This window comes from Mycobacterium sp. UNC410CL29Cvi84 (genome assembly GCF_000686745.1).
Lineage (GTDB): Bacteria > Actinomycetota > Actinomycetes > Mycobacteriales > Mycobacteriaceae > Mycobacterium > Mycobacterium mucogenicum_B.
In genome coordinates, this window is the sequence record NZ_JMLM01000019.1 from 80,316 (window position 1) to 105,264 (window position 24,949).

Annotated in this window: 24 protein-coding genes; 8 read left to right on the forward strand and 16 right to left on the reverse strand. The window is 67.1% G+C overall.

What is annotated here, in order from left to right; all coding sequences use genetic code 11:
* Positions 1-75 precede the first annotated feature (75 nt).
* The 5 genes from groES to BR47_RS0123475 form a co-directional block, all read right to left on the reverse strand.
* Positions 76-378: a co-chaperone GroES gene (groES, locus tag BR47_RS0123455; RefSeq protein WP_029367666.1), complete on the reverse strand. Its 303-nt coding sequence runs from the start codon at positions 376-378 to the stop codon at positions 76-78.
* Positions 379-586: 208 nt separating this feature from the next.
* Positions 587-1,399 (reverse strand): universal stress protein, encoded by an 813-nt coding sequence (locus BR47_RS0123460; protein WP_231388080.1) that lies wholly within the window; start codon positions 1,397-1,399, stop codon positions 587-589.
* Positions 1,392-2,813 (reverse strand): DUF445 domain-containing protein, encoded by a 1,422-nt coding sequence (locus BR47_RS0123465; protein ID WP_020102502.1) that lies wholly within the window; start codon positions 2,811-2,813, stop codon positions 1,392-1,394. The genes BR47_RS0123460 and BR47_RS0123465 overlap by 8 nt, the downstream gene beginning before the upstream one ends.
* Before the next feature lie 29 nt (positions 2,814-2,842).
* Positions 2,843-4,021, reverse strand: a complete 1,179-nt coding sequence (locus tag BR47_RS32250; protein ID WP_141772292.1) for an Abi-alpha family protein — start codon at positions 4,019-4,021, stop codon at positions 2,843-2,845.
* 110 nt (positions 4,022-4,131) lie between these two features.
* Complete coding sequence (locus BR47_RS0123475; protein WP_029105466.1) at positions 4,132-5,400, reverse strand: PucR family transcriptional regulator; 1,269 nt, start codon at positions 5,398-5,400, stop codon at positions 4,132-4,134.
* 166 nt (positions 5,401-5,566) lie between these two features.
* On the opposite strand from BR47_RS0123475, the gene BR47_RS0123480 reads away from it, so the two are divergent.
* Genes BR47_RS0123480 through BR47_RS0123495 form a run of 4 tightly spaced genes read left to right on the forward strand, consistent with a single transcriptional unit; the run spans position 5,567 to position 10,563 of the window.
* Positions 5,567-6,844: a cytochrome P450 gene (locus tag BR47_RS0123480; protein WP_029120966.1), complete on the forward strand. Its 1,278-nt coding sequence runs from the start codon at positions 5,567-5,569 to the stop codon at positions 6,842-6,844.
* A complete protein-coding gene (locus BR47_RS0123485) occupies positions 6,841-7,815 on the forward strand; it encodes a PDR/VanB family oxidoreductase (protein WP_029120967.1) in 975 nt (324 codons plus the stop codon). Before BR47_RS0123480 ends, BR47_RS0123485 begins: the two co-directional genes overlap by 4 nt.
* Positions 7,812-8,837 carry a Rieske 2Fe-2S domain-containing protein gene (locus BR47_RS0123490; RefSeq protein ID WP_029120968.1) on the forward strand — a complete coding sequence of 342 codons (1,026 nt, stop codon included), beginning with the start codon at positions 7,812-7,814 and terminating at the stop codon, positions 8,835-8,837. The genes BR47_RS0123485 and BR47_RS0123490 overlap by 4 nt, the downstream gene beginning before the upstream one ends.
* Before the next feature lie 10 nt (positions 8,838-8,847).
* Positions 8,848-10,563 (forward strand): GMC oxidoreductase, encoded by a 1,716-nt coding sequence (locus BR47_RS0123495; RefSeq protein WP_029120969.1) that lies wholly within the window; start codon positions 8,848-8,850, stop codon positions 10,561-10,563.
* Between the two features lie 7 nt (positions 10,564-10,570).
* Here the strand turns inward: BR47_RS0123495 and BR47_RS0123500 are convergent, their stop codons facing one another.
* The 10 genes from BR47_RS0123500 to BR47_RS0123545 form a co-directional block, all read right to left on the reverse strand.
* Positions 10,571-11,518, reverse strand: a complete 948-nt coding sequence (locus tag BR47_RS0123500) for a DMT family transporter (protein WP_029120970.1) — start codon at positions 11,516-11,518, stop codon at positions 10,571-10,573.
* Positions 11,515-11,952, reverse strand: coding sequence for a nuclear transport factor 2 family protein (locus BR47_RS0123505; protein ID WP_029120971.1), 438 nt, complete (start codon positions 11,950-11,952; stop codon positions 11,515-11,517). Before BR47_RS0123505 ends, BR47_RS0123500 begins: the two co-directional genes overlap by 4 nt.
* Entirely contained in the window at positions 11,949-12,974 is a 1,026-nt protein-coding gene (gene tsaD, locus BR47_RS0123510) for a tRNA (adenosine(37)-N6)-threonylcarbamoyltransferase complex transferase subunit TsaD (RefSeq protein ID WP_029120972.1), read from the reverse strand. Before tsaD ends, BR47_RS0123505 begins: the two co-directional genes overlap by 4 nt.
* The gene (gene rimI, locus BR47_RS0123515) at positions 12,971-13,471 is read right to left on the reverse strand and encodes a ribosomal protein S18-alanine N-acetyltransferase (protein WP_029120973.1); all 501 of its coding nucleotides are present in this window, start codon (positions 13,469-13,471) and stop codon (positions 12,971-12,973) included. Before rimI ends, tsaD begins: the two co-directional genes overlap by 4 nt.
* On the reverse strand, positions 13,468-14,091 hold the full coding sequence (gene tsaB, locus BR47_RS0123520; protein WP_029120974.1) for a tRNA (adenosine(37)-N6)-threonylcarbamoyltransferase complex dimerization subunit type 1 TsaB: 624 nt from the start codon (positions 14,089-14,091) through the stop codon (positions 13,468-13,470). Before tsaB ends, rimI begins: the two co-directional genes overlap by 4 nt.
* Positions 14,088-14,549 carry a tRNA (adenosine(37)-N6)-threonylcarbamoyltransferase complex ATPase subunit type 1 TsaE gene (tsaE, locus tag BR47_RS0123525; RefSeq protein ID WP_029120975.1) on the reverse strand — a complete coding sequence of 154 codons (462 nt, stop codon included), beginning with the start codon at positions 14,547-14,549 and terminating at the stop codon, positions 14,088-14,090. Before tsaE ends, tsaB begins: the two co-directional genes overlap by 4 nt.
* On the reverse strand, positions 14,542-15,633 hold the full coding sequence (locus BR47_RS0123530) for an alpha/beta fold hydrolase (RefSeq protein ID WP_029120976.1): 1,092 nt from the start codon (positions 15,631-15,633) through the stop codon (positions 14,542-14,544). The genes tsaE and BR47_RS0123530 overlap by 8 nt, the downstream gene beginning before the upstream one ends.
* A 5-nt stretch (positions 15,634-15,638) precedes the next feature.
* A complete protein-coding gene (gene alr / locus BR47_RS0123535) occupies positions 15,639-16,784 on the reverse strand; it encodes an alanine racemase (RefSeq protein WP_029120977.1) in 1,146 nt (381 codons plus the stop codon).
* Between the two features lie 99 nt (positions 16,785-16,883).
* Positions 16,884-18,263 (reverse strand): glutamate decarboxylase, encoded by a 1,380-nt coding sequence (gene gad / locus BR47_RS0123540; protein WP_029120978.1) that lies wholly within the window; start codon positions 18,261-18,263, stop codon positions 16,884-16,886.
* Positions 18,264-18,279: 16 nt separating this feature from the next.
* A complete protein-coding gene (locus BR47_RS0123545) occupies positions 18,280-19,692 on the reverse strand; it encodes an NAD(P)H-hydrate dehydratase (protein WP_029120979.1) in 1,413 nt (470 codons plus the stop codon).
* A gap of 137 nt (positions 19,693-19,829) precedes the next feature.
* On the opposite strand from BR47_RS0123545, the gene BR47_RS0123550 reads away from it, so the two are divergent.
* Positions 19,830-20,195: a hypothetical protein gene (locus BR47_RS0123550; protein WP_029120980.1), complete on the forward strand. Its 366-nt coding sequence runs from the start codon at positions 19,830-19,832 to the stop codon at positions 20,193-20,195.
* Between the two features lie 3 nt (positions 20,196-20,198).
* Here the strand turns inward: BR47_RS0123550 and BR47_RS0123555 are convergent, their stop codons facing one another.
* Positions 20,199-21,272 (reverse strand): zinc-dependent dehydrogenase, encoded by a 1,074-nt coding sequence (locus BR47_RS0123555; RefSeq protein WP_020102520.1) that lies wholly within the window; start codon positions 21,270-21,272, stop codon positions 20,199-20,201.
* 213 nt (positions 21,273-21,485) lie between these two features.
* Between BR47_RS0123555 and BR47_RS0123560 the strand changes: the two genes are divergently transcribed.
* The 3 genes from BR47_RS0123560 to BR47_RS0123570 all read left to right on the forward strand — a co-directional run.
* Positions 21,486-23,459 (forward strand): PTS mannitol transporter subunit IICBA, encoded by a 1,974-nt coding sequence (locus BR47_RS0123560; RefSeq protein ID WP_029120981.1) that lies wholly within the window; start codon positions 21,486-21,488, stop codon positions 23,457-23,459.
* A 24-nt stretch (positions 23,460-23,483) separates the two neighbouring features.
* Positions 23,484-24,242 carry a DeoR/GlpR family DNA-binding transcription regulator gene (locus BR47_RS0123565; RefSeq protein WP_029120982.1) on the forward strand — a complete coding sequence of 253 codons (759 nt, stop codon included), beginning with the start codon at positions 23,484-23,486 and terminating at the stop codon, positions 24,240-24,242.
* Positions 24,243-24,536: 294 nt separating this feature from the next.
* Positions 24,537-24,949 (forward strand): DUF222 domain-containing protein (locus BR47_RS0123570; RefSeq protein WP_029120983.1); only part of this gene is annotated, 413 nt, incomplete at its 3' end.

The following is a 24,949-nucleotide window of genomic DNA, read 5'->3' on the forward strand; positions in this document are numbered from 1 at the left end:
GCCTTTCGCTGATACGCATACCGCCCCGGATATCACCGTGCGGGCACGGGGATTTCCGGGGCGGGACACGAATGCTTACTTGGAAACGACAGCCAGCACGTCGCGGGCAGAGAGGATCAGGTACTCCTCGCCGTTGTACTTGATCTCGGTGCCGCCGTACTTGCTGTAGATGACGGTGTCGCCCTCGGCAACGTCCAGGGGGATCCGCTTCTCGCCGTCCTCATCCCAGCGGCCGGGGCCAACTGCGACGACGGTGCCTTCCTGCGGCTTTTCCTTGGCGGTGTCAGGGATGACCAGACCGGAAGCGGTCGTGGTCTCGGCCTCGTTGGCCTGAACGAGGATCTTGTCCTCGAGTGGCTTGATGTTGACTGCCACGATGGAAGCCCTCCACTTGGTTGGTATGTCGATCCAGGGCCAATCCCCGGATGCCAGGTTGTTCGGCAAGCGTCCTGACCACACACCGTCGTCGCGGGTGCCGGAGCGCGGTTGGCCGCGTGCCACCTAGCACTCTATACACGCGAGTGCTAGCGCTCAAGGGTGGGGCAGTGCCGGATTCGGCGAACTCGCTGTGGGCTGAAACAGCAGGCTACTCAGCCGCCGGTGACGTGTTGACCAGGAGCAGGTTGGACGTCGCCCGATGAGTGATGGTGTTGGCCGTCGATCCGAGAACCCGGGCGAAGCCCGCCATGCCCCGATTCCCGATCACGACGACGTCGTATTCGGCGGCCGCGAGCACGTCAGCCGGGTCGCCGACCAGCGCCAGCCGCTCCAACGAGCCGGTGATTCCCAGTAGGCCTTCGACGGCGTTCAGCGTCTCCTCGGCCGCAGCGGGGTCGCCGGCGACCGTGACCAGGATCGGCCGGGCGCCGAGTGCGGCCGCCAGGTCGTACCCGGCACGGACCGCACGCACCGAGGTGTCGGAGCCGTCGGTGGCCAGGGCGATCGTCTGTACGGCCGCGACCGGCTTGCGCACGAACAACACGTCGACGGGGCTGTGGTGCGACAGTTCGTTCGAGGTACTCCCCCAGAACCTGCTGGACGTGTGGCCGAGACCCGCCGCACCGACCACGATCAGCGGCCGCTCGGTCTGCGCGGCGGCGTCGACGAGGGCGTCGAACGCGCTGCCCTTCACCGGAATCTTCTCGATCGTCGTGACGCCCAGCGCGGTGAGATCGACGTCGGCGCCCTCGGCCGTCAGATCGGCCCACGGCTGTTCCCGTCCGCCCGGTACCGAAACGCTCGGCTTCCACGCGGTGACGACGGTGACCGGCGCACCGAGGCCGGCCGCCACCACGCCGGCGACGCTGACCGCGTCGGTCGCCTCGTCGGACCCATCGGTGCCGACGACGATTCTGGAATAGGACGCCATGGCGGCCCTTTCGGTCGGGGTGTCAGGCACCGAAGACGAGGATGTGGACGGCGCCGACGAGGATGCCCAGGAGTCCGCCGTGGGCGTACAGCAGCCAGGCGTCCTGCTCGATGGCCGAATAGAGCATCTCGCCGAACTTGTCCGGCGGCAGCGCCCGGAACTTCTCCGTCGCGAACGTCTCGATCTTCTTGGCCTGGGTCTTGTTGAACCCGGGGTCGTAGAGGACGCTCGGGGCGAAATCGACCAGCTTGTCCCCGGCGCCACGTTGCAGTCCTTCGACATCGACGACTCCGAACGAGTTGCGGGCGACGACCAGGTACGGGCCCAGGATGCGCTCGGCTTCTTCTCCGACCGCGGACTGGATCAGCGCGCGGGTCTTGTCCGCGCTGGCACCGTTGAGCAGTTCGTGCGCGAAGTTCTTTACCGTCAGGACCTGTAACGACAGCATCGTGGCGAGTTCGTGGGCGGCCTGGTGCTGCCGCTTCGCGAAAAGCCCTTGCTTCCAGAGGTATTTGTAGCGTGGCTGTGGCTCGCCGGGCTCGAACACCACCTTGATCGCGATGATGTTGACGACGATGCCGATCACCGCGGCCCCGCCGAGCACCCACAGCCAGGTCGGCAGGAAGTGCAGGATCGAGTCGAGGAACCCCGGCAGGTGGATGGCGAAACCGCCATGGGCCGCAGCGTGTTCGCGCGCCTCATCGCTGGAGTAGTAGATCAGCGACAGCCACAGCGCGAGCAGCACACCGAACGGAAAGCCCAGCGCGCCGACGCGCACCATGAAGCGCAGCTCGGGCACCGCCATGCCTTTGATGATGTCCCGCAACACTTCCGGGTTGCGACGCAGGAAGTTGACGGTCATCAGCTTGACGTTCAGCAGCTGGTCGATGTTCTCGCCGATCTTGGCGAAGGCCCGCTTGGAGATGGTCGGCAACTCGGCGTCGACGGTCTGCAGCACCTCGTCCTTCAACGGCTGCGGGAGCGACCGCCACATCTGCGGATGTCGGGCCTCGATGATCTCGGTGGTCAGCCGGCCGATATCCGGCCTGGCTGCCACCGCAATGGCTTTCGCGAGTTTGTCGGGATTGAGTTGTTCGTAGAAGTCCGAAATCTTGCCGATCCGGGCTATCGAGGTGTCGACGATGAGGCTGGCCATCTTCTCGGCGCGACACGGGATGAATCCCTGAAAACCCAGAATTCCGTTGGGTGCAAAGGTCGGCAGAATCTGGACCTTGCGGGGCAGAAAGGGAAATATCCGTTTCAAGCCTGGCACATAGAAGCCGGTGAACCGGACGGGCGCGAACAACATGATGACGCCGGTCCAGTTGGTGATCAAGCCGGCGATCGCGCTGAAGATCGGCACGCTGATGATGTCGACGACGAATTTCGATTGTCCGGTGAGCTCCTCCCAATCAAGAAAGGGCCCGGCGGCGAGCGTTGTCATGAAATATCCCTGGGCTTGTCGGGGTCGGATCAGTGCTTGGGTTTGTGCGCGGCGAGATCTGGCGGACCTTTCCCGATGATCTTGTCGCCGCGCTCATCAGTGGCCCATCCCCCGGCGTTGTAGCCGTCGGTGTCGATGCAGACCTCGCAGAACTGTTGGCCGAATTCCGACAGATAGATGCTGCGGTACACGCTGATGGTCTTGGGTATCACCTCGGTCACCTCGAGTGCGCGTGGTTGCACCTCGAGCAGCGCATAGCGCCGGTAGTCGGCCACTGGCTCAGACGAAAAGCGCACCAGGCCAAGACGATTGAGGTTCGCGAGATAGCGTTGGTCGGACTCCGGCCAACGACACCCGGCCATGTCCGCGATCATGTTCACGCCGCTGACGAGCCGCTCGGAGCCGACCTGGAACATCGTCTTCGTCCGGATGTCGATGGACGGCTGGGTGCCCGCGACGGCCAGGAAGCGCAGCATCCGAACTTCGTCCGGCGCAAGCTCACTGAGGATCTGGCCGAATGCCGGATGCCGGTGTGCCTGTTTACGTGTCGGCTTCTGCGACTTGGCAATCAGGTCGTCGCCCCAGTGGCGCAGGTCGGCGTCGCTGTCATGCTTGGCGGCCTTCTTGTCCCCGTCGCGGTGTTCGGGCTTCTTCTTGGCGGCGTCGCCGGAGCCCATCACGCGGCGCACCGGTGTGACGGCAACGCCGATGACGGTGGCAGGATTCAGCGCCGACTCCGCGGCGCGCTTGAGGCCGCCGAAGAGTCCCGGGTTCTCGGCCGGCGCTGCATCCGGCGCCACGACGGGCAGCACTGCGGTTGCGGCAGCGGCATTTTCGTCATCATCGTCAATATCGTCGCTGTCCTCGGTGACTTCCGAAGGCGACGCAATGGCTGCCGGCGCCGGGTGCGTCTCGCGTCCGGGCAGCCGACTCAGAATATTGACGACCTTGAGCAGATCGCCGGCGGCAGCCCGGGTCGATTGCACGGCGGCCGCGATGTCCCGGGCGGTGTCGATGCCCAGCTTGGTGAGCGGATCGACTATGGCGCCCAAGGGATTACTGCTTTGATCTTGACCGTGATCGTCGGAGGGCGATGCACCACGCGCTTTGTCGGATTTTGGATCGTCGCCCATTATTCGCCTCCGTCGGACTGTGCGAGTAATTATCCAAAGGACCGGCTCGCTGATATGCGTTTCGCAGTGATCCAAAAACTACTGACGGCAGCGCAAGCGAACTACGTCGCAAACAGCCAAAGTTCGTACCGCACCCGGGGCACGCGTTGTCGACGGTCCACAAATGGGCCCGCAACGACGAATTGTCAGTTCAGAACGGCCTGACCGAACCAGTGGCAGAGCAGCAATGCGACCTCGACCTCGATGCGATCGTCGACAATCGGCGTGCCCCGGCGACTGATCGCGCGGTTCACCCGGTACTTGATCGAATTCGAATGCAGGTGCATTTCGTCGGCGGCGGCCTTGAAACTCGACCCAGTCCGCAGGAACACGCGCAATGTCTCGCGCAGCCGTTCGTCGTTCTCGGTGTCGCTCGCGAGCGGGCCCAGGATTTCGGCCACCCAGGCGCCGACGGATCCGACGTTGTCGCCGAGCAGCGTGGCGACGGGTAGCCCTGGGTCGCTCGCCGCGGTGATGCGCCGGTCGGCCGAGCCCGACACGACCGCGACCGCGCGGGCGTCCACTGCCTGCTCGTGCGAACGCCGGAACCCTTCGATGCCGGGCAACGGATTGCCCAGCGCGATCCATGGCGAATCCTGTTGTGTCGCGGCGTATTCCCGGATCCGGTCCGACGCGCCCTCGGCGCCCTGCGCCGACAACGGCAGCCAGACCCACGCGGTGAGGTGGTCGACCGACAGGAACAACGGCGGCTCATGGGTGCCGAGCGACGTGGCGAGATGGTTCGCGAACCGCTCCATGCGGACGAGCTCGTCGCCGCCGTTGTCATCGGGGTACCACAGCGCCAGCGCCAGGTGCACGCGCCGCAGCGGGTAGCGGATCTCCTCGGTGAGCTCGTCGACATCGCCGCTGGCCGCGGTGAGAATGGCCCGAACCCGCTGCGCCCGCATGCTGTTCCGGTTCTCCACCCAGCGGTCGTACTCCTGCTGGTAGGTGATGAGGACCTGCTGCGAAATCCAGTCGATGTAACCGAACGCGACGGTCTGGAAGTACTTGAAAACGTCGAGGCCCCACCGCGGATCCATGTCCGAGTCGGCGATCTCGTCGAGCACGAAGTTCATCACTTCCTGGTGGCCCAGCCGGTAAGCGCGCACCACCGCGTTTGCGGACACCCCACGCTGGGCCATCCGCCGCGCGTGTTCGAGCGACTCCGTCGGCGGTACGACGTCCTGGATCGGAATCCGGTGCCGAATGGAGGCGAAGACCGTTTCGACGTTGGCCGCGACGGTGTGCGCCTGCAATTCGAGCAGCTGCGCATCGTCGCTGAGCTCTGCGATCTCGGTCAGAAGAATCTTCTGGATCGACTGTGTGATGTCGCCCAACTTGCCGTCGAGCGCGCCGATGATCTGTGCTGCGCGTGCGACGACGCTCCCCTCATCGACGCGTCTTTCCGGCATGAACTGACCGTAGATCACGCGGCCCCGAAGTTGCTGCAAATCGGGCTTTGTCGCCGCACGACAACGACGCTCCGCAAACGCCCCGAGAGTTGGTCGTCCCGAGACGTCGATCGCGGCGGCCGCGATGAATAGCTTTCGTAAACATCAGACCAACGAGGAGGGCAACGTGACTACTGCCGCCGCAACCGAAGTGGACCTCGCCGCCGTCGACCTTGCCGACCCGGCGGTGTGGGACGACGGTCCGCCGTACGAGTTGTTCGCCCGCATGCAACGCGAAGACCCCGTGCACTACAGCCCGCAGCGCACTGTCCCCGGCGAAGGCGGCTTCTGGTCCATCACCCGCTTCGACGACGTGCGCACCGTCAGCCGCGACCATCGCACGTTCTCGTCCGAGAAGCGCGGCATCTTCAACGTCGACGACATCGGGGTACCGCTGGATATCCAGCGCCTGCAGCTGATTTCGATGGACCCGCCGCGACACGACCGACTCAAGGCCCTCGTCATCAAGGCATTCACACCCGAACGCGTCGCTGCTCACGAAGAGGCCATCAAGCAGATCATCAACGACGTCCTCGACAGCGTGGCCGACCGCGAGAGCTTCGACCTGGTCCGCGACGTCGCCCGGCCGGTGCCGGCCCGGGTGATCGGCTCGATGCTCGGGACGCCCGCCGAGGACGACGAGCGCCTCGTCTACTGGACCAATGTGTTCAGCGCGTTCGAGGACCCGGAAATCCGCAAGCAGTGGGATGACGCCGGCGCCATCGTCGGCGAGATCATCACGTACCTCAACGACCAGATGGCACAGCGGCGAGACAACCCGCGCGATGACCTGATCACCGCGGTGATGAACGCCGAAGTGGACGGCGAGAAGCTCACGGAACTCGAGATGGCCACGTTCTTCGCCCTGCTCATGACCGCCGGCAACGACTCGACGCGCGCCACCTACAGCGCGACGATGCTGGCCCTGATGCAGAACCCGGATCAGCTGATCCTGCTGCAGGAGAACCCGGAGCTGCTCGAACCCACCGTCGAGGAGGGCCTGCGCCACGCGCCCGCCTTCGCCTTCATGGGCCGGGCCGCGACCACCGATTTCGAGCTGCACGGCAAGCAGATCAAAGAAGGCGACCGGCTGCTGCTGTGGTACCTGGCGTCCAACCGGGACGAGACCGTCTTCGAGAATCCGCACGAGTTCGACATCACCCGCGAGGGGCTGGCGGACACGCACCAGGCCTTCGGCGGCCGCGGCAAGCACTTCTGCCTCGGCGCCAACCTGGCGCGCCTCGAACTGAAGCTGTGGATTCAGGAGACCGTCCGCCGGTTCCCGGACCTCACGCTGGACGGCGATCCCACCCGAGTGCGGGCGCTGTTCCTGAACCAGTACAAGTCGATCCCCGTCCGGCGCGCGGCGATGAGCCGCTCGGGCGAAGAACAGAGGGCACTGTGAGTAACGCTGCATACCGGGAAGTCGAGGTCGACCTGGAGGTGCGTCGGCGCGAGCAGTCAGCAGACGGTGTCGTCACGCTGACTCTCGCCGACCCGTCCGGCGCGGACCTGCCCGAGTGGACCCCCGGCGCTCACATCGACCTGGTCATGTCGCCGTCGCTGACGCGGCAGTACTCCCTGTGCGGCAGCACCGCCAGCCGCACCGAGTGGCGGGTGGGCATCCTGCTCGACCCGAACAGCCGCGGCGGCTCGCAGTTCGTGCACGACAAGCTGCACGAAGGCACCACGGTCCGGGTGCGCGGGCCGCGCAACCACTTCGCGCTCGTGAACTCGCCGCGCTACCAGTTCGTCGCGGGCGGTATCGGCATCACGCCGATGCTCCCGATGATCGAGGCCGCCGAGGCCACCGGTGCCGACTGGCAGTTGATCTACGGCGGCAGCTCCCGCTCGTCGATGGCGTACCTGGATGCGCTGGAGCGCTTCGGCGACCGCGTGACCATCTGTGCGCGCGACGAGCATGGCGACGCTTTCCGGACGAAGCTGGCGGCGGTGCTGGCAGCGCCGCAGGACAACACGTTGGTCTACTGTTGCGGCCCCGAGGGACTGCTGGACGCCGTCGAGAAGGGCTGCCAACCCTGGCCGGACGGCAGCCTGCACCTCGAGCGCTTCTCGGCGAAGACCATCGAGGAGCCGGCCGACGCTCTCGACACCTTCGAGATCGAATGCCAGCGTTCCGGCGTCACCCTGACCGTGCCGTCGGACAAGACGATCTACGACGTCGCCGAAGAAGCGGGCCTCGACGTGCTGGGGTCGTGCATGGAAGGCGTCTGCGGCACCTGTGAATGCGAAATCATCGCCGGCATCGGCGATCACCGCGACTCCGTGCTGAACGACTCCGAGAAGGCGGAGAACAAAACCATCATGATCTGCGTCTCGCGTTCCCGGTCCGAAAGGCTGGTGCTCGACCTATGAGAACCAACTACCCGTTGAACTGCTGGTACGTGGCCGCGCTCAGCGATGAGGTCGGCGAAGGACTGCTCGCCCGGCGTCTGCTGGACAAGCACGTGGTCCTGTATCGCCGCGCGTCCGGCGAAGTCGTCGCCCTCGAGGACCGCTGCGTGCACCGCGCCTATCCTCTTTCGGAGGGCAGGCTCGACGGCGACCGTGTGGTCTGCGGCTATCACGGCTTCAGCTACAACCCCGACGGCTGTCTGGCCGACGTGCCGTCGCAGGAGAACGTACCGCCCGGGGCCCGGGTGCCGGCGTACCCGGTCGTCGAGACCGCGCCGTTCATCTGGATCTGGCTCGGTGAGCCACGCGCCGCGGCCCTGCGTCCGCCGCCACGCGTGCCGTGGTATCTCGACGGTACCGGCTGGACCGGGTCCACCGAGGTCCTGCGCGTCGAGGCGAATTACCTTCTGCTGCATGAGCATTATCTCGACCTGACCGACGTGTTCATCACCCGCCCCGAGATGGTGCCCCCGGATATCCAGCAGCTGCCGCCGCTCAACGAAGTCGAAATCTCCGAACGCTCCGTGGCCTACACCCGGGTGACCCAGCCGAGTCGCCTGGCGCCATGGGAGTCGGCAATCACCGGATTGCCCGAAGAGACGGTGGCCATCCGGCGTGAAGAGGGGACGTTCGTGTCACCCGCGCTGCACACGCAGCACTACGCCATCGACGTTCTGGATGGAAAGTCCTACGAACTCTTGCGAATTCACGGATTCACGCCCGAATCCCCTGGCGCGACGCACGTCTTCCTGCAGTTGGCCCGCAACTACGACAGCGCCGAGGACTCCATCACCGAGTACCTGCGGATCATGTTCCACGAGTGGGCCATCCGCAATGCCACGATCCTGGAGACGATCCAGCGGCGGCTCGACGAACCCGGCGGCCGCCGGCGCGACATCAACGTCAAGTCCGACCGGGCCGCGATCCGGGCCCGCCGTATCGCGATGGACATGGTCGACGACGAAACCAGCCGTTTCAACTGAGGAGAAGTACATGTCCAACACCGACTATGACGTGATCGTCGTCGGGTCCGGGTTCGGGGGCAGCGTCACCGCCTTGCGTCTGACCGAGAAGGGCTACCGCGTCGGCGTTCTGGAAGCCGGCCGCCGGTTCACCGACGACCAGTTCCCGAAAACCAGTTGGGACGTCCGGAAGTTCGTGTGGGCTCCCAAGCTGGGGTGCTTCGGCGTGCAACGCATCCACATGCTGCGCGACGTCGTCATCCTGGCCGGGGCGGGCGTCGGTGGCGGGTCGCTGAACTACGCCAACACCCTCTACAAGCCGCCGGCGACGTTCTTCAACGACCCGCAGTGGGCCCACATCACCGACTGGTCCGACGAACTCTCGCCGTTCTACGACCAGGCCAGGCGCATGCTCGGGGTGGTGATCAACCCGAGCATGACCCCGGCCGACGAGATCATGAGAGCAGTCGCCGAGGACATGGGCGTGGGCGACACGTTCGTCCAGACCCCGGTCGGAGTGTTCTTCGGCGAACCCGGCAAGACCGTGCCCGACCCGTTCTTCGGCGGCGTCGGACCGGACCGCACCGGGTGCATCGAATGCGGCAGCTGCATGACGGGCTGTCGCTACGGCGCCAAGAACACCCTGCTGAAGAACTACCTCGGCCTGGCCGAGAATGCCGGCGCCACAGTGCATCCGCTGACGACGGTCGCTTCCGTGCGGCAGAGTCCGAGCGGCATCTGGGAGATCGACACGGTGCGCACCGGCCGGACCCTGCGCAAGAACCGTCGTACCTTCACGGCGCGGCACGTCGTCCTGGCCGCCGGAACCTGGGGCACCCAGAACCTGCTGCACAAGATGAAGGACAGCGGCACCCTGCCCCAACTGTCCGACCGGCTCGGTGTGCTCACCCGCACCAATTCCGAATCCATCGTCGGCGCAATGAAATACAAGGTCGACCCGGCGCTGGACCTCACGCGCGGCGTGGCGATCACGTCGTCGTTCCATCCGACCAGCGACACCCATATCGAGTCGGTGCGCTACGGCAAGGGCTCCAACGCGATGGGCCTGTTGCAGACCCTCATGACCGATGGCGGTGGCCGGTGGCCGCGCTGGCTGAAGGCCCTGGGCTTGGCCGTGACGCATCCGCGCGCGCTGCTGCGGGTGCTGACGGTGGGCAATTGGAGTGAGCGCACGGTGATTTCACTGGTGATGCAGAACCTGGACAACTCGATCACCACGTTCACGAAACGGGGTCTGCGCGGCCGGCACTTGTCGAGCAAGCAGGGGCACGGCGAGCCCAACCCGACGTGGATACCGGCCGGAAACGACGCGACCCGCCGGGTTGCCCAAAAGATCGACGGCGTGACGGCCGGTACGTGGGGCGAGCTGTTCAACATCCCGATGACCGCGCATTTCCTCGGCGGTTGCGCCATCGGCTCGGACGCCGAGCACGCGGTGATCGATCCGTACCACCGTGTCTACGGCTACCCGACGCTGAGTGTTGTTGACGGGTCGGCGGTTTCGGCGAACTTGGGGGTGAACCCGTCGCTGACCATCACCGCCCAGGCCGAGCGTGCGGCGGCCATGTGGCCCAACAAGGGTGAGGACGATCTGCGCCCCGAGCAGGGGCAGCCCTATCGTCGGGTGGACGCTGTCGCTCCGATCAAACCGGTTGTGCCGGAAGGCGCTCCGGGGGCGCTGCGGCTGCCGCTCATCCCGCTCTCGCCGGCCGCGAACGACGCATAGCGGCCGACTAAACGCCCGGGTCGGGACGTCCATCAGGGACGTCCCGGCCTGCGGGCAGCCCAACGACGGCCCCCAGAATCAGAATCGCGCCGACCACCGACATCCAGGTGAGCTGCTGTCCGAGCAGCACCGCCGCCAGTACCGCAGCCGAGATCGGCTCGACGAGGGTCACCACGGTCGCGGCTGCCCCTGACGTGGTGCGCAGACCGGCGTAGAGAAGTCCATACGACAATGCGAGTGTGAAAACCCCGAGATAGACCAGTAGCCCCAGGGACGTCGGGTCCGACGGGACAACCGGCTCGCCTTTGAGAGAAGCTACGAGGAAAAGTGGTGCCAGCGCCACCGCGCCGGCAGTGGTGGTGCACGTGGCGATGACGACGGGGTCGGTCCGGCTCGCAAGCCGGTGCCCGAGGATCGTCGTGGCCGCATATGTTGCGCCCGCGGCGATGGCGAGCAGTAGCCCGGCCGTGAAGTTGGTTGCGCCGCCGCCACGTTCATGCGGTGCGCCGCCGAACGTAACCAGACACAGCCCGCCCAGGGCGGCAGCGAGCACCGCAATCTCGCGCAGCGACGGTGCGGTCCGGGCATGGATGTGCTGCCAGATCGAGGCCAGGATCGGCGACAGCCCCAGCGCGACGACGGTGGCGACCGCCACCCCGATGGACAGCACCGACGCGAAATATAGGCCCTGATAAAGGGCGGTACCGCAGCCGACGACGATCGGCACCACCGGACGCGACCGCATCATCGTGATCGCCTGTCCGGCACGGCCCGTGACCGCGATGAAAGTCACCAGCGCGACCGTCGCGAGTGCCATTCGCCAGGCGCTGGCCGTCATCGCGCCCAGACCGCTCCGGTCGTGAATGACGGTGACCACCAAGCCACCCGTACCCCACAACACGCTCGCGGCAGAGATCTGCAGCAGGCCCAGATGCCGGGTGAGGTTGTTGCTCATTGCAGCGAGATGTTCAGGTGGTCGGACACGTCGCCGACCATCTGCACATCCGCAACACGTTCGGTGAAATGCCAACCCGTCTCGTCGCGCGCGAACGTATCGGCGTAGCGGCCAACCACGATGGGCTGCAGCGGCACCGTGTCGGTCTGCTGCACCACGCAGAACGTCGACCGCGCGCGGGCAGTGTCGCCGTCGAGCTCGACGATCGGGTTGAGCACCAGATGCCGTGTGCGCGGGGTGTTCCCGTGCTCAGGGAAACGACGGGTGGTCTTGGCGAACAGCGCCGCGATGGCCTCGGCGCCGGCAACGCCCATGAAGTTCCCGCGCCCCAGCAGGTTTCCCACGCCGTCGAAGTCGCCGGCGTCGATCAGTTCGGCGTACCGGTACAGCAGCTCGGTGATCTCCAGCTTGTCCGCGGCACCCTGCAGGCTCACGCGATCTGGCCCTTCACCACCGGCAGCCCCGGGTCGCTCGGCACGTCGAGACGCGACGGCTTGGCTCCCGCCGCGATCAGGTGCGCGGCGAACGAGGCGATCATGGCCCCATTGTCGGTACACAGTCGCGGCCGCGGCACCCGAAGTGTCAAACCGGCCTCGGCGCAACGTTCTTCGGCCAGCTCACGCAACCGCGAATTGGCGGCCACTCCCCCGGCGATCAGCAGCGTGGACACGCCCAGGTCGGTGGCCGCGCGAACGGCCTTGCGGGTCAACACATCCGCGACGGCCTCCTGGAAACCGGCCGCGACGTCGGCGTGCGACGCGTCCGGGTGCTTCTCCATGTGGCGAGCGACGGCGGTCTTGAGGCCGGAGAAGCTGAAGGCGTACGGGTCATCTCGCGGGCCGGTCATGCCGCGCGGGAACGCGATGGCGTTCCGATCGCCTTGGCGGGCCAGTTCGTCGAGCACGCGGCCACCGGGGTAGCCGAGCCCGAGCAGCCGGGCCACCTTGTCGTAGGCCTCGCCCGCCGCGTCATCAACGGTGCTGCCGAGCTCCTCGATCGGCTCACCCAGGGATCGCACATGCAGCAGATGAGTGTGGCCACCGGACACCAGAAGACCGACGCTCTCGGGCAGCGGGCCGTGGTCGTAGACGTCGGCGGCCAGATGCCCGCCCAGGTGGTTGACGCCGTAGAACGGCACACCCCACGCGGCCGAATACGCCTTGGCCGCAGCAACCCCCACCAACAACGCCCCGGCCAGGCCGGGCCCGATGGTCGCTGCGACGACGTCGGGCCGCTCGATGCCGGCGGTCGCCAGCGCCCGGCTCATGGTGGGCCCCAACGACTCCAGGTGCGCGCGCGAGGCGATCTCGGGGACCACGCCGCCATAGCGGGTGTGTTCGTCGACGCTGGAAGCGACCTCGTCGGCCAGCAGCGTCACAGTGCCGTCGTCCGCCAATTCGCAGATGCCGACACCTGTTTCGTCACAGGAACTTTCGATGGCCAAGATGATTGTCATGAGCCTGACTCGCTCCTCACGTCCGCGTCGCCTGACACGCTGCTCACATGTGCGTCCCGCCGCATGGTGTACGCGTCCGCGCCACTGATCCGGTAATACCGTTTGCGCACGCCCATTTTCACGAACCCGACGCTTTCGTACAGGCCGATCGCCGGCTCGTTGTCGGTGCGCACCTCCAGGAACACGGTGCCACCGTCGGCGATGGTCAACAGCCGGTCCAGCAGCTCGCGGCCGATGCCCTGGCCCTGGTACGCCGGATCGACCCCGATGGTGTGTACCTCGTACTCGAACGGCGGTTTACGGCCCAGCCGGCTGATGCCGGCATACCCCACCGGGAGCTTGCCGTCCCGCGCGGCGACGTAGTGGTTGTGCGCCGAGTCGAGCTCGCGGATGAAGGCGACTGCCGGCCACGGGTCGTCGCCGGGAAACAGGATCGCCTCCAGCTCGCCGCACCGGTCGGCGTCGCCGACCGTCAGGGGCCCGTACTCGATGGTCACGAGAGTCCCCGCTCGGCAAGGGTTTTCGCGTCGGGGCGGCGCAGGTAGAGCGGCACCAGCGCGGCGGGCGCCTGATCCCAGTCTGCAGCGGTCACGAGTCCGGTCACCGTCGGGTACTCGACGTCGAGCGACGGCAACGGGAACAGCGCGGCCTGCGCGGCCGGGCCGGCCACCGAACCCGAACCGGGCTCGACGTCGGCGGCGGCGCTCACCGCCGGTCCGTCGACCCGCACGCCGTCGCGGTACCGCGCCCAGTAGACCTCGCGGCGACGGGCATCGGTGACCACCAACAGTTCTCCCGGAGTGGCCGGGGCGATCGCATCCAGGCTGCACACGCCGTACACGGGGATGCCGAGCGCCTGCCCATACGCGGCCGCGGTGGCCATCCCGACGCGCAGCCCGGTGAACGGGCCAGGCCCGCACCCGACGACCACGGCTTCCAGGTCGCCGAACGTGATACCGGCATCGGCAACGGCCGCAATCACATTGGGCGTCAACTGCTCGGCGTGCGCGCGGGCATCGATGGTGATCCGTTCGGCCAGCACCTCGACGCCGGCTGCGGTACGCCGCGCCACACCGGCAGTGACAGCCGGGGTGGCGGTATCGATGGCGAGAATCATCCACGGCTCCAATGCCAGACAGCGGTACGGGTGTCGTCGTCGGCGCGTTCCAACCGGATGTCCAGATGGCTGGCCGACAGTCGCTCGGCCAGGCCCTCGCCCCACTCGACGACCACCACGGCATCATCGAGGTCGGTGTCGAGGTCGAGCGAGTCGAGTTCTCCGAGCAGGTCGGTACTGCCCGAGTCGAGCAGTCGGTACATGTCGACATGCACCATCGCGGGGTATCCGGCGCGGCGGGCGGGATGCACCCGGGCCAGCACGTACGACGGCGACGTCACCGCGCCGTCGACGTCCATTCCCTGCGCAATCCCCTTGGCCAGCATGGTTTTCCCGGCACCCAGCGGACCCGTCAGCACCACGACGTCACCGACCTTGAGCTCGGCGCCGAACCGGGCGCCGAGGGCCATGGTGTCGGCCTCGGTCGGCAGGTGCACGGTGCCGTGCGAATCATCCATTGCGCTTGGCCTTTCCACGCAGATGACGGGTGAGCGCCACCAGCCGCGACGGCGTGGCGTGCTCGACGAAGCGCTCCAGCGCCTCGTTGATCAGTTCGGGTTGCTCCATGTGCACCATGTGCCCGGCGCCTTCGACGATCACCAGCTCGGACTTCGGCAACTGCCGGGCCATCGCCTGGGACTTGGCCAGCGGGGTGAGCAGATCGTGGTCGCCGCAGGCGATCAGGGTGGGCACGTGCTGCAGGACCGGCAACGCGCCGGCCTCGTCGTGGGTTTCGAGGGCGTGCAGGAACTCGACGGTCGTGCGGATCGACGTGTTGTGCGTCATCTTCTCGACGTACCGCGCCACCGACGGGCTGACTGCGTCGTCACCGAACGACGCGGCCTTGAGCACGGGGCCGATGACGGCCTTCGCCGCACCACGGCCCGCACTGACCGCTCCGGGCGCGAACCGCACCGCCGCCTTCGCCGCCTCCAGCGCGGGATTCTGCAGCACCTCACCCAGCGGTGAACGGGTAACCCCTTGTGCCGCAGAGGCGAGGATCGCGACGCCGCACACCCGGGCCGGGTAGTTGTGCGGAAACTGCCGGGCGTGGGACAGCACCGTCATGCCGCCCATCGAGTGGCCGACCAGCACGACGGGACCACGCGGCGCCATAACCCGCATGACCGATTCGAGGTCCTGCCCCAGTTGCGGGACGGTGTACGAATCGACCGGACCGGCCGAGGAACGGCCGTGCCCGCGCTGGTCGTAGAACACCATGCGGACCTGATCGCCCCACCGCTCGGCCAGCCGGGCCCGCTGAAAGTGGAAGGAGCCCATGCTGTTACAGAAGCCATGCGCGAAGAGCACCGTCAGCCGGGCGTCTTTCGGGCCGACCTCGCGGACCGCCAGCGGCACGCCGTCGCTGGCCGTCACCACATAGCCGCGGTCGGCGTCGAGCGTGGTGAAATCCTCACCCGCGTACGGGTCTTCACCACCACGGCGGCGCAACGAGCGGGCGACACTGATCCCGGCGACTGACCCCACGGCCGTGAGTCCGGCCATGCCCGCCAGCCACCGGGCATTCCTGTTGTCGCTCATGGACGTCAGCCCGTCGACTCGCGATAGGTCCGGGCGATCCGGCCCCGCGGGCTGGTGACGACCTCGTAGTTGATGGTGCCCAGCAGTTCGGCCCAGTCCTGCGCCGTCGGCTCACCGGCGGCGCCCGAGCCGAACAGCACCGCCTCGTCGCCGACCTTGACACCGGCACCGTCGGGTCCGAGGTCAACGACGAACTGGTCCATACAGATTCGGCCGATGTTGCGGTACCGGGCGCCGTTGATGCTGACGTCGATGCGTCCGCTCAGGTTGCGAAACACGCCGTCGGCGTAGCCGAGCGGGATCAGCCCGACGGTGGCGTCGCGGTCGGCGATCCAGGTGTGTCCGTAGGACACTCCGTCGCCGGCTTTGATCGAACGTACCGCGGTGACAGGACATTTCAGCGTCATGACGGGCCGCAGGCCGAAATCGCCGAGCGCGGGGATCGGCGTCTGCCCGTAGACCGCGATACCCGGCCGCACCACGTCGAAATGCAGATCGGGCCGCGTCAGGGTCGCGGGCGAGTTGGCCAGGTGGGCCACTTCGAAATGCACGCCGGCCGCCGCTGCCTGTTTCCGAGCCGCGGTGAGGCGCTCGGCCTGGGTGTCGTTCATCGGGTGCTGTGGGTCGTCGCCGCATGCGAGGTGGCTCATGATGCCGCGGGGACGCACCGCGCCGTCGGCGGCGGCCCGGGCGATGGCGTCGAGCAGGGCCGGGTATTCGGCGGGGCTGACGCCGTTGCGGCTCAGGCCGGTGTCGACCTTGACGGTGAGTGTGGCCGGCGCACCACTTCGGCGCACGCCGTCGAGCACGTCGTCGAACTGGCGGACCGAAGCCACCGCCACCTGCACGTCGGCGGCCAGCGCGGGGGCGAAGTCGGTGCCGGGCAGGTTCAGCCAGGACAGCACGGGCGCCGTGATGCCGGCCTGCCGCAGCGCCAGTGCCTCGGTGATGTTGGTGACGCCGAGCTCGGCGGCCCCGGCCGCCAGGGCGGCACGCGCCACCTGCGGCGCACCGTGCCCGTAACCGTCGGCCTTGACCACCGCCATCACCGCGGCGCTGCTTGCGCGTTCCCGCAGAAGCCGCACATTATGCGCAATTGCGCCCAGGTCGATGACGGCCTGGGCAGCAGGTTGAGGATCGGGCGAGCTCATATCGCCTCCGATTCTCCCAGACGCGCTCCGGTGCGCGTCGAGCCTGAGCTCGTGCACCACGATTTCGGGAGATCTGGAACACAAGCTCAGGTTCGCCCGCTAGTGGGCGAACGGCTGCACGTCGTCGAACTGGCCTTTCGGCTTGAGCTCATCGAGGCTGTTCAGCACGGTGATCAGGTCGTCGCGCAGGGCGCGGGCCAGGTCCGCCGAGAAGCCCTCGCGCACCACCACACGCAGCACTGCGATGTCCGTCGCACCTTCGGGCATGGTGTACGCCGGCACCTGCCAGCCGTAGGCACGCAGCGCGTGCGACACGTCGAATTCGGTGTAGGGCCGTTTGCCCTTGAGCCGGCACGCGATCACCGGGATCGCCGAGCCGTCGGTGATGACCTCGAAGTGTTCGCTGCCCCGCAGCTCGTCGCCGATCCACCGGGCGGTGTCCGACAGGCAGCGCATGATCTGCGTGTAGCCGGCCCGGCCGAGGCGCAGGAAGTTGTAGTACTGGCCGACGACCTGATTGCCGGGCCGAGAGAAGTTCAGGGTGAAGGTCGGCATATCGCCGCCCAGGTAGTTGACCCGGAAGACGAGGTCCTCGGGCAGGTGCTCCTTGCTGCGCCAGACCACGAAGCCGATGCCGGGGTACGTCAGCCCGTACTTGTGGCCGCTGACGTTGATCGAGACCACCCGCGGCAGCCGGAAATCCCAGTGCAGATCCGGGTGCAGGAACGGCACCACGAAACCGCCGCTGGCGGCGTCGACGTGGACGGGGATGTCCAGGCCCTTCTCCTGCGCGAGCTGATCGAGCGCCGCGCAGATCTCGGCGATGGGCTCGAGCTCACCGGTGAACGTGGTCCCCAGGATGCCCACCACCCCGATGGTGTCCTCGTCGACATTGGCGAGCACCTGCTCCGGGGTGATGACGTAGCGGTCCTCGGCCATCGGCAGGTACCGCGGCTCGACGTCGAAGTAGCGGCAGAACTTCTCCCACACCACCTGGACGTTGGCGCCCATGACGAGGTTGGGGGTGCGTCCATTCCAGTCGCCGACCTTCTCGCGCCACCGCCATTTGAGAGCCAGGCCGGCCAGCATGACGGCCTCGCTGGAACCGATGGTCGAGACCCCGCATGCCGACGCCGGGTCATCGTCGCGCAGGTCTTCGGCGTGGAAGAGGTCGGCCACCATGGACACGCAGCGCGACTCGATGGCCGCCGTCGCCGGGTATTCGTCCTTGTCGATCATGTTCTTGTCGAACGTCTCGGCCATCAGCTTCTCGGCCTCGGGGTCCATCCACGTGGTGACGAACGTCGCGAGGTTCAGCCGGGAGCTGCCGTCGAGCATGAGCTCGTCGTGGATGAAGCGGTAGGCAGCCTGCGGGTCCAGCGGGTCGTCGGGCAGTCGCAGCGACGGGACCGGCGCGGTGGACAACCGCCCGGTGTAGGCCGGGCTCATGGTCGGTCCATGAACATGCTTGCGCGACATACTGATTCCCCCTTGGTTAGAGCGATGCGACGGCGGCCCGGACATGGGCCAGGATGCGGTGCGCCGATGTGGGCACGGGGTTGGGACCTGGGTCAGCTGCAGACAGGCCCGCTGCACGGGCGTGGACGAAGGCCGCCATGGCGGCGGCCTCGCCCGGTGCGATGCCCGAGGCCAGCAGCGCGCCGATGATGCCGGACAGCACGTCGCCGGATCCGGCTGTGGCAGCCCAGGATTGGCCGGCGGGATTGAGATAGGTGGGGCCGTCCGCGTCGGCGATGATGGTGACGTTGCCCTTCAGCAGGACGGTGGCGCCCAGACGTTCGGCCAGTTCACGGGTGGCGGCCACCCGGTCGGGTCGGGGCGGATGTCCTGCGAGCCGGGCGAATTCACCGGCATGTGGGGTCAAGACCGTCGGTGCCGCGCGGTCCGCGACCAAGTCGAGGTCGGCGGCCAACAAGGTCAGCGCATCGGCGTCGACGATCACGGGCAGGTCGGTGTCCAGCGCGAACCGCAGCGCATCGTCGCCGGCGGTGTCGGTGCCGAGTCCCGGGCCGACCACCCACGCCTGGACCCGCCCCGCAGCCGTCACATCCGGCGCCGCAACGACTTCCGGCCAGTGCGACACCACTTCGGCGTGTGCGGAGCCGGCGTACCGGACCATGCCGGAGGTGGCGGCGACGGCGGCGCCGGTGCTCAGGATCGCCGCACCCGGATAGGTCGCCGACCCGGCGAGCACGCCCTTGACGCCCTGGCTGTACTTGTCGTCCGCCGGGTGCGGCACCGGCCAGCGGACGCGGACGTCGTGCGCGTCGAATCCGAGGAACGCCGGTTCGGGCAGGTCGAGTCCGATGTCGATGAGTTCGACCCGCCCGCAGTCGGCCAGTCCGTGTACGGGTTTGAGTCCGCCGAAGGTGACGGTCAGCGCGGCGTGCACATGGGGGCCGTCGGCGGCGCCGGTCTGGACGTCGACACCACTGGGGAGGTCGACGGCGACAACGGGCGCGGTGTTGGCGTCGAAGACCGCCGCGGCATTGGGCCGGAGCGGCCCGCTGGCGCCGATGCCGACGACGCCGTCGATCACCAAATCGGTTGACGGCGGAATGCTTTCAACTACTCGGCCGCCGGCTTTCCGAAATGCTGCGAGCGCCTTCGGGTGGGCGCGGTCCGGGTTCAGGAGCACCGCTGTTGCGGCCGCACCGCGGCGGCGCAGGAAGGTGGCCGCCCACAGCGCGTCGCCGCCGTTGTCCCCCGAGCCCACCACCGCACAGACGCTGCGCCCGCTCACGCCGCCGATGCGGGTTTTGAGTTCTGTGGCAATCGCCGTCGCCAGCCCGTAGGCCGCGCGGCGCATCAACACGCCATCGGGTAGGGAAGCCAACAGCGGCGCCTCGGCCGCGCGGATCTGCTCGGCGGTGTAGTAGTGCCGCATAGCTCCGAAGGTTACGCACATCCGCCCCGCGGGGGTTGGCATGTGCGTCAAATTCGAGCGTCGAGCGTGAGCGTGTGTGCGAACTTCTGCCGATTTTTCGCACACACGCTCACGTTCGGCGCGGATAACATCCCGCCATGACCTACGGCTATCCGGCGCCGCCACCGGCCAAGCCCCCGCTCTCGAGCGGGGACCTCGCCGCGTCGATCAGCGCGCTGGTGCTCACCTACGTCGGCGGCGGCGTGGCGGCATTCTTCGCGGTGTTCGCGCTGGCGTTCACCGACTACTGTCCGCCGGCGACGTGTCACATCGACGCCGGGATCAACGCCATGGCAGCGGGATTCATCGCGGCCATGGTGGTGGCATTGGCCGGCACGGTCGTCACCGTCATCCGGCTGGTGAAGCGCCTGCGCGCCTGGCCATTTGCCGTCGGCACGCTGGGGTTGTGTGCCGTTCTGTGCGGGCTGGCGATCGGCGGCTATATCGCTGCCGTCGGCGGCTGAGACTCAGACGAGAACCGCGCTGGGCTCCACCGTCACCTTGATGGCCTCGCCGTTCTGGACGATCGAGAACGCATCGAGAACCTCGTCGAGCGCGATGTGCCGGGTGATCAAGTCCTTCACGGGAACCTGGCCGGTCGAGATGTAGTGCAGCGCCCGCTTGTTGTGCTCCGGCGCAGATCCGTTGGCGCCGTGGATATGCAGTTGCCGGTAGTGCACCACGTTGGAGTCGCAGGTGATCGTCGGGTTGGTCTTGGGCAGGCCGCCGAAGAACGAGATGCGGCCGTTGCGCGCGGCCATCGCGATGGCCTGCTCCTGGGTGATGTTGGCGGCGGTCGCGGTGATCACCACGTCGGCGCCGCGGCCGCCGGTCAGTTCCATGACCTTCTCGACGACGTCGACCTCCGCCGCGTTGATCACCGCATCGGGGTGCACGGCATCGGCGGACATCGCCAGGCGGGCGTCGTTGACGTCGACGAGGTACACCGGCCCGCAGTCGTGCACACCGCGGGCGATGCGGATGTGCATGCACCCGATGGGGCCGGCACCGAACACCACGACGGTGTCACCCGGCTCGATGCCGAGCAGATCCTGGGCGTTGATGGCGCACGCGAACGGTTCCGCGGCAGACGCCTCGTCGTAGCCGACGTTGTCCGGAATCCGGTTCAGCCCATCGACTTTGAGTACCTGGCGGGGCACGATCATGTACTCGGCAAACCCGCCGTCGTACTGGTAGCCCATCGAGGTCTGGTTCTGGCAGACCGCCATCCAGCCCTTGCGGCACTCGTGGCACTCACCGCACGGGACCGCCGCGATCACCTGCACCCGGTCGCCCTCGGCCCACTCGGTGCCGTAGGTGGTGTTCACATCGGCGCCCACCTCGACGATGTCGCCGGCGATCTCGTGACCGATGGTCCGCGGCGGCGTCAGGTTCTGGTGCCCGTTGTGCAGGATTTTCACGTCCGTCCCGCAGGTCGAACAGTTGCGCACCCGGATCTTGATCTCGTCGGGTCCGCATACCGGCTCGGGCACGTCTTCGAGCCGGACGTCCTCGGGTGCGTAGTAGCGCAGCGCTTTCATGGCGTTCCTTCCGGTTCTCCGGCCTGGCCGGCAAGTGTGTCGTGATTCACTCTGTGCCCACTCTAACGGCAATTCGGGCATAAATCCAAACTTTTCTCTGCCCATTTTTGCCCATTTGCTTGCCATCGTGCCCACATGTGGGCTTTACTCATAAACACACGGTGATGTGACGGGCATCACCTTCGCGGCCGGTCAAGGTGGAGGTCCAGCACAGTGAACGCAACGACGGAAACACCGCAGCGCGCCAGTCTGCGCGTGCGGGTGCAGCAGCTCGGCACCGCGCTGTCGAACATGGTCATGCCGAATATCGGCGCCTTCATCGCCTGGGGCCTGATCACCGCGCTGTTCATCAAGACCGGCTGGCTGCCCGGCCTCTTTCACGCGCTGCAGAACCCGGACGGCTGGGTGGCCCACATCGGCGGCTGGGGCGCCTACGAAAAGGGCGGCATCGTCGGGCCGATGATCACCTACCTGCTGCCGATCCTCATCGGATCCACCGGCGGCCGGATGGTGTACGGAACCCGTGGAGCCGTCGTCGGCGCCATCACCACCATGGGCGTGGTCGCCGGATCCGATGTTCCGATGTTCATGGGCGCAATGATCATGGGGCCCTTGGGCGGCTGGGTCATCAAGAAGCTGGATGCGTTGTGGGACGGCAAGATCCGCCCCGGCTTCGAGATGCTGGTGAACAACTTCTCGGCCGGCATCGCCGGCCTGGTGCTGGCCGTCATCGGGTTCTTCGGTGTCGGTCCGGTGGTATCGGCGTTCACCCGCGGCGCGGGCCACGGCGTCGACTTCCTCGTCGGCCACGACCTGCTGCCCCTGACCTCGATCTTCATCGAGCCTGCCAAGGTGCTCTTCCTCAACAACGCCATCAACCATGGCGTGCTCACTCCCCTGGGCACCACCCAGGCGCTCGCCACCGGCAAATCCGTGCTGTTCCTGTTGGAAGCCAATCCGGGACCTGGCCTGGGAATCCTGTTGGCGTTCATGGTGTTCGGCCGCGGCGCCGCCAAGGCATCCGCACCGGGCGCGGCCATCATCCAGTTCCTGGGCGGCATCCACGAGATCTACTTCCCGTACGTGCTGATGAAGCCGAAGCTGATCGCCGCCACCATCCTGGGCGGGATGACCGGCGTCTTCATCAATGTGCTGTTCGGCTCCGGCCTGCGCGCACCCGCCGCACCCGGTTCCATCATCGCCGTCTACGCCCAGACCGCGTCCGGCAGCTACCTCGGCGTCACGCTGTCGGTGCTCGGGGCCGCAGCCGTCTCGTTCGCGGTAGCCTCCGTGCTACTCAAGACCGACCGCGCCACCGACGAGCCCGATCTGGCTGCCGCCACCGCCGAAATGGAGGCGCTGAAAGGCAAGCGTTCCAGCGTGGCCTCGGCACTGGTCGGCAGCTCCGCGTCCGCTCCCATCACCAATATCGTGTTCGCCTGCGATGCCGGCATGGGTTCGTCCGCGATGGGAGCCTCGGTGCTGCGCAAGAAGATCCGTGACGCCGGCTTCACTGGAGTGACGGTCGTCAACCAGGCCATCTCCAATCTCACCGACACCTACGGGCTGGCCGTGACCCACCGCGATCTCACCGACCGCGCCCGGCAGAAGACCCCGTCGGCGATCCACGTCTCGGTCGACGACTTCATGAATTCCCCCCGCTACGACGAAATCCTGGAACTGCTCGGGCGTACCAACGGCGCCCCTGGATCCTCGGCCGAATCTGCCACGGCGCCAAGCGAACCCGCTGCCGAGTCCGACGATGTGCTGTCGCTCGACTCGATCGTGCTGGCCGGCTCGGCCACCACCGCCGAGGCCGCCATCACCGAGGCCGGCAACCTGCTGGTGTCCGCACACGCCGTCGACGTCTCCTATGTCGAAGCCATGCACGAGCGGGAGAAATCCGTGTCGACGTACATGGGCAACGGCCTGGCGATCCCGCACGGCACCAACGATGCCAAGAGCGCGATCCGCCATTCCGGAATCTCGTTCGTCCGCTATCCCGAGCCCATCGACTGGAACGGCAAGCCCGCCGAGTTCGTGGTGGGCATCGCCGGCGCAGGCAAGGACCACATGGCGCTGCTCACGCGGATCGCGCAGGTGTTCCTGAACAAGGACGAGGTGGACCGGTTGCGCCGGGCCAGCACAGCCGAGGAGGTCCGGGCGGTGCTGAGCGAAGCGCGGTAGACGACGGACGCAAGAATGTCATCCGTGGATTCAGACAGCCGCCAGCGCCAGATCGTCGAGTTCGCCCGCACCCGTGGGCGGGTCGAGGTGCTGGCGCTGGCCGAAGAACTGAACGTGGCCTCGGAGACCATCCGCCGCGACCTGAAGGTGCTGGCCGGGCGCCGCATGCTCAAACGGGTCCACGGTGGAGCCATCCCACTGGAGACAGCGGCATTCGAATCGACGGTGGAGTACCGCAGCCAGGTCGATCTGGCCCAGAAACACCGCATCGCGGCCGCCGCCGCGGATCTGCTGCACGGAGCCGAAACCGTTTATCTGGATGAGGGTTTCACTCCGCGGCTGATCGCCGAGCAGCTGGCGGATCAGGAGCTGACGGTGGTGACGTCGTCACTGCTGGCCGCGGAAGCGCTGGCCCACAGCGCGACCGTGACGGTGATGCTGCTCGGCGGACGAATGCGCGGACGAACCCTGGCCACGGTGGACAACTGGGCCGTGGAGCGGTTGCGCAGCCTCGTCATCGACGTCGCCTACCTCGGCACCAACGGCATCACGCCCGAGCACGGGCTGACCACCCCCGATCCCGCGGTGGCCGCGGTCAAGCAAACCGCGGTGTCGGTCGCGATGCGCCGCATCCTGGTGGCCGCCGATTCCAAATTCGGCGAGACCAGCTTCTGCCGGTTCGCCGACGTGTCCGACTTCGACGCGATCGTCACCGGTACGGAACTGCCGGCCGCGGAGGCTGCGCGCTATGAGGCACTAGGGCCGGCGGTGGTGCGCGCCTGAGTAGCGCGTGAGCGTTGCGATCGAGCCGATCCCGCAGCGCCGTTGGCCCGCCGGGTCGGGGTGTCAACGTGTATCGCTACATCGGTGCGCAGGCGAGCCTGGCTGAGCACATGCGCTACCCGGCCGAGTTGGCGCCCAACCTTTCCGGACGGTTCGCGCGATGCGCTACGCAGTTGCAAAGCCCGAGCTTGAGGGCCCAACTGCCTTCACCACGAACAGCCGAACCGTCACCGATCTCCTGATGTAGGCCGAAAAACTCCTTGCTGTTCGAACATATGTTCGATACAATTGGGCATGGGAATCACACCGGATCTCAACGCTCTTCTCGAGCGCCTTCGCGACGTGGCCGTCACCGACGACATGTCCAGGGACGACGCGGTGGCGGCGATGACGTGCGTGATGAAACTGCGCAATGTGATCGATCATCTGGCAGCGATGCTGACCGGGGCGCTGGATCGCCGCGGGGTGGCGGCCGCGCAGGGGCAGACGCCGCGGGAGTTGTTGATGGCGTTGGGATGTGCCCCGTCGGTGGCCGAGCGCTTTATCCGGGTATCGGGCGCCTTGCCGGCGTTACCCACCCTGGCGGCGCATGCTGCTGATGGGGCGATCTCCGGGGAGCATGTCGATGCGATCGTCAAAGGCATCAACCACATTCAGGCCCGCGCACCCGGCCCGGTGGATGAAGCCGCCCGGTTCGCGCAGGTGAC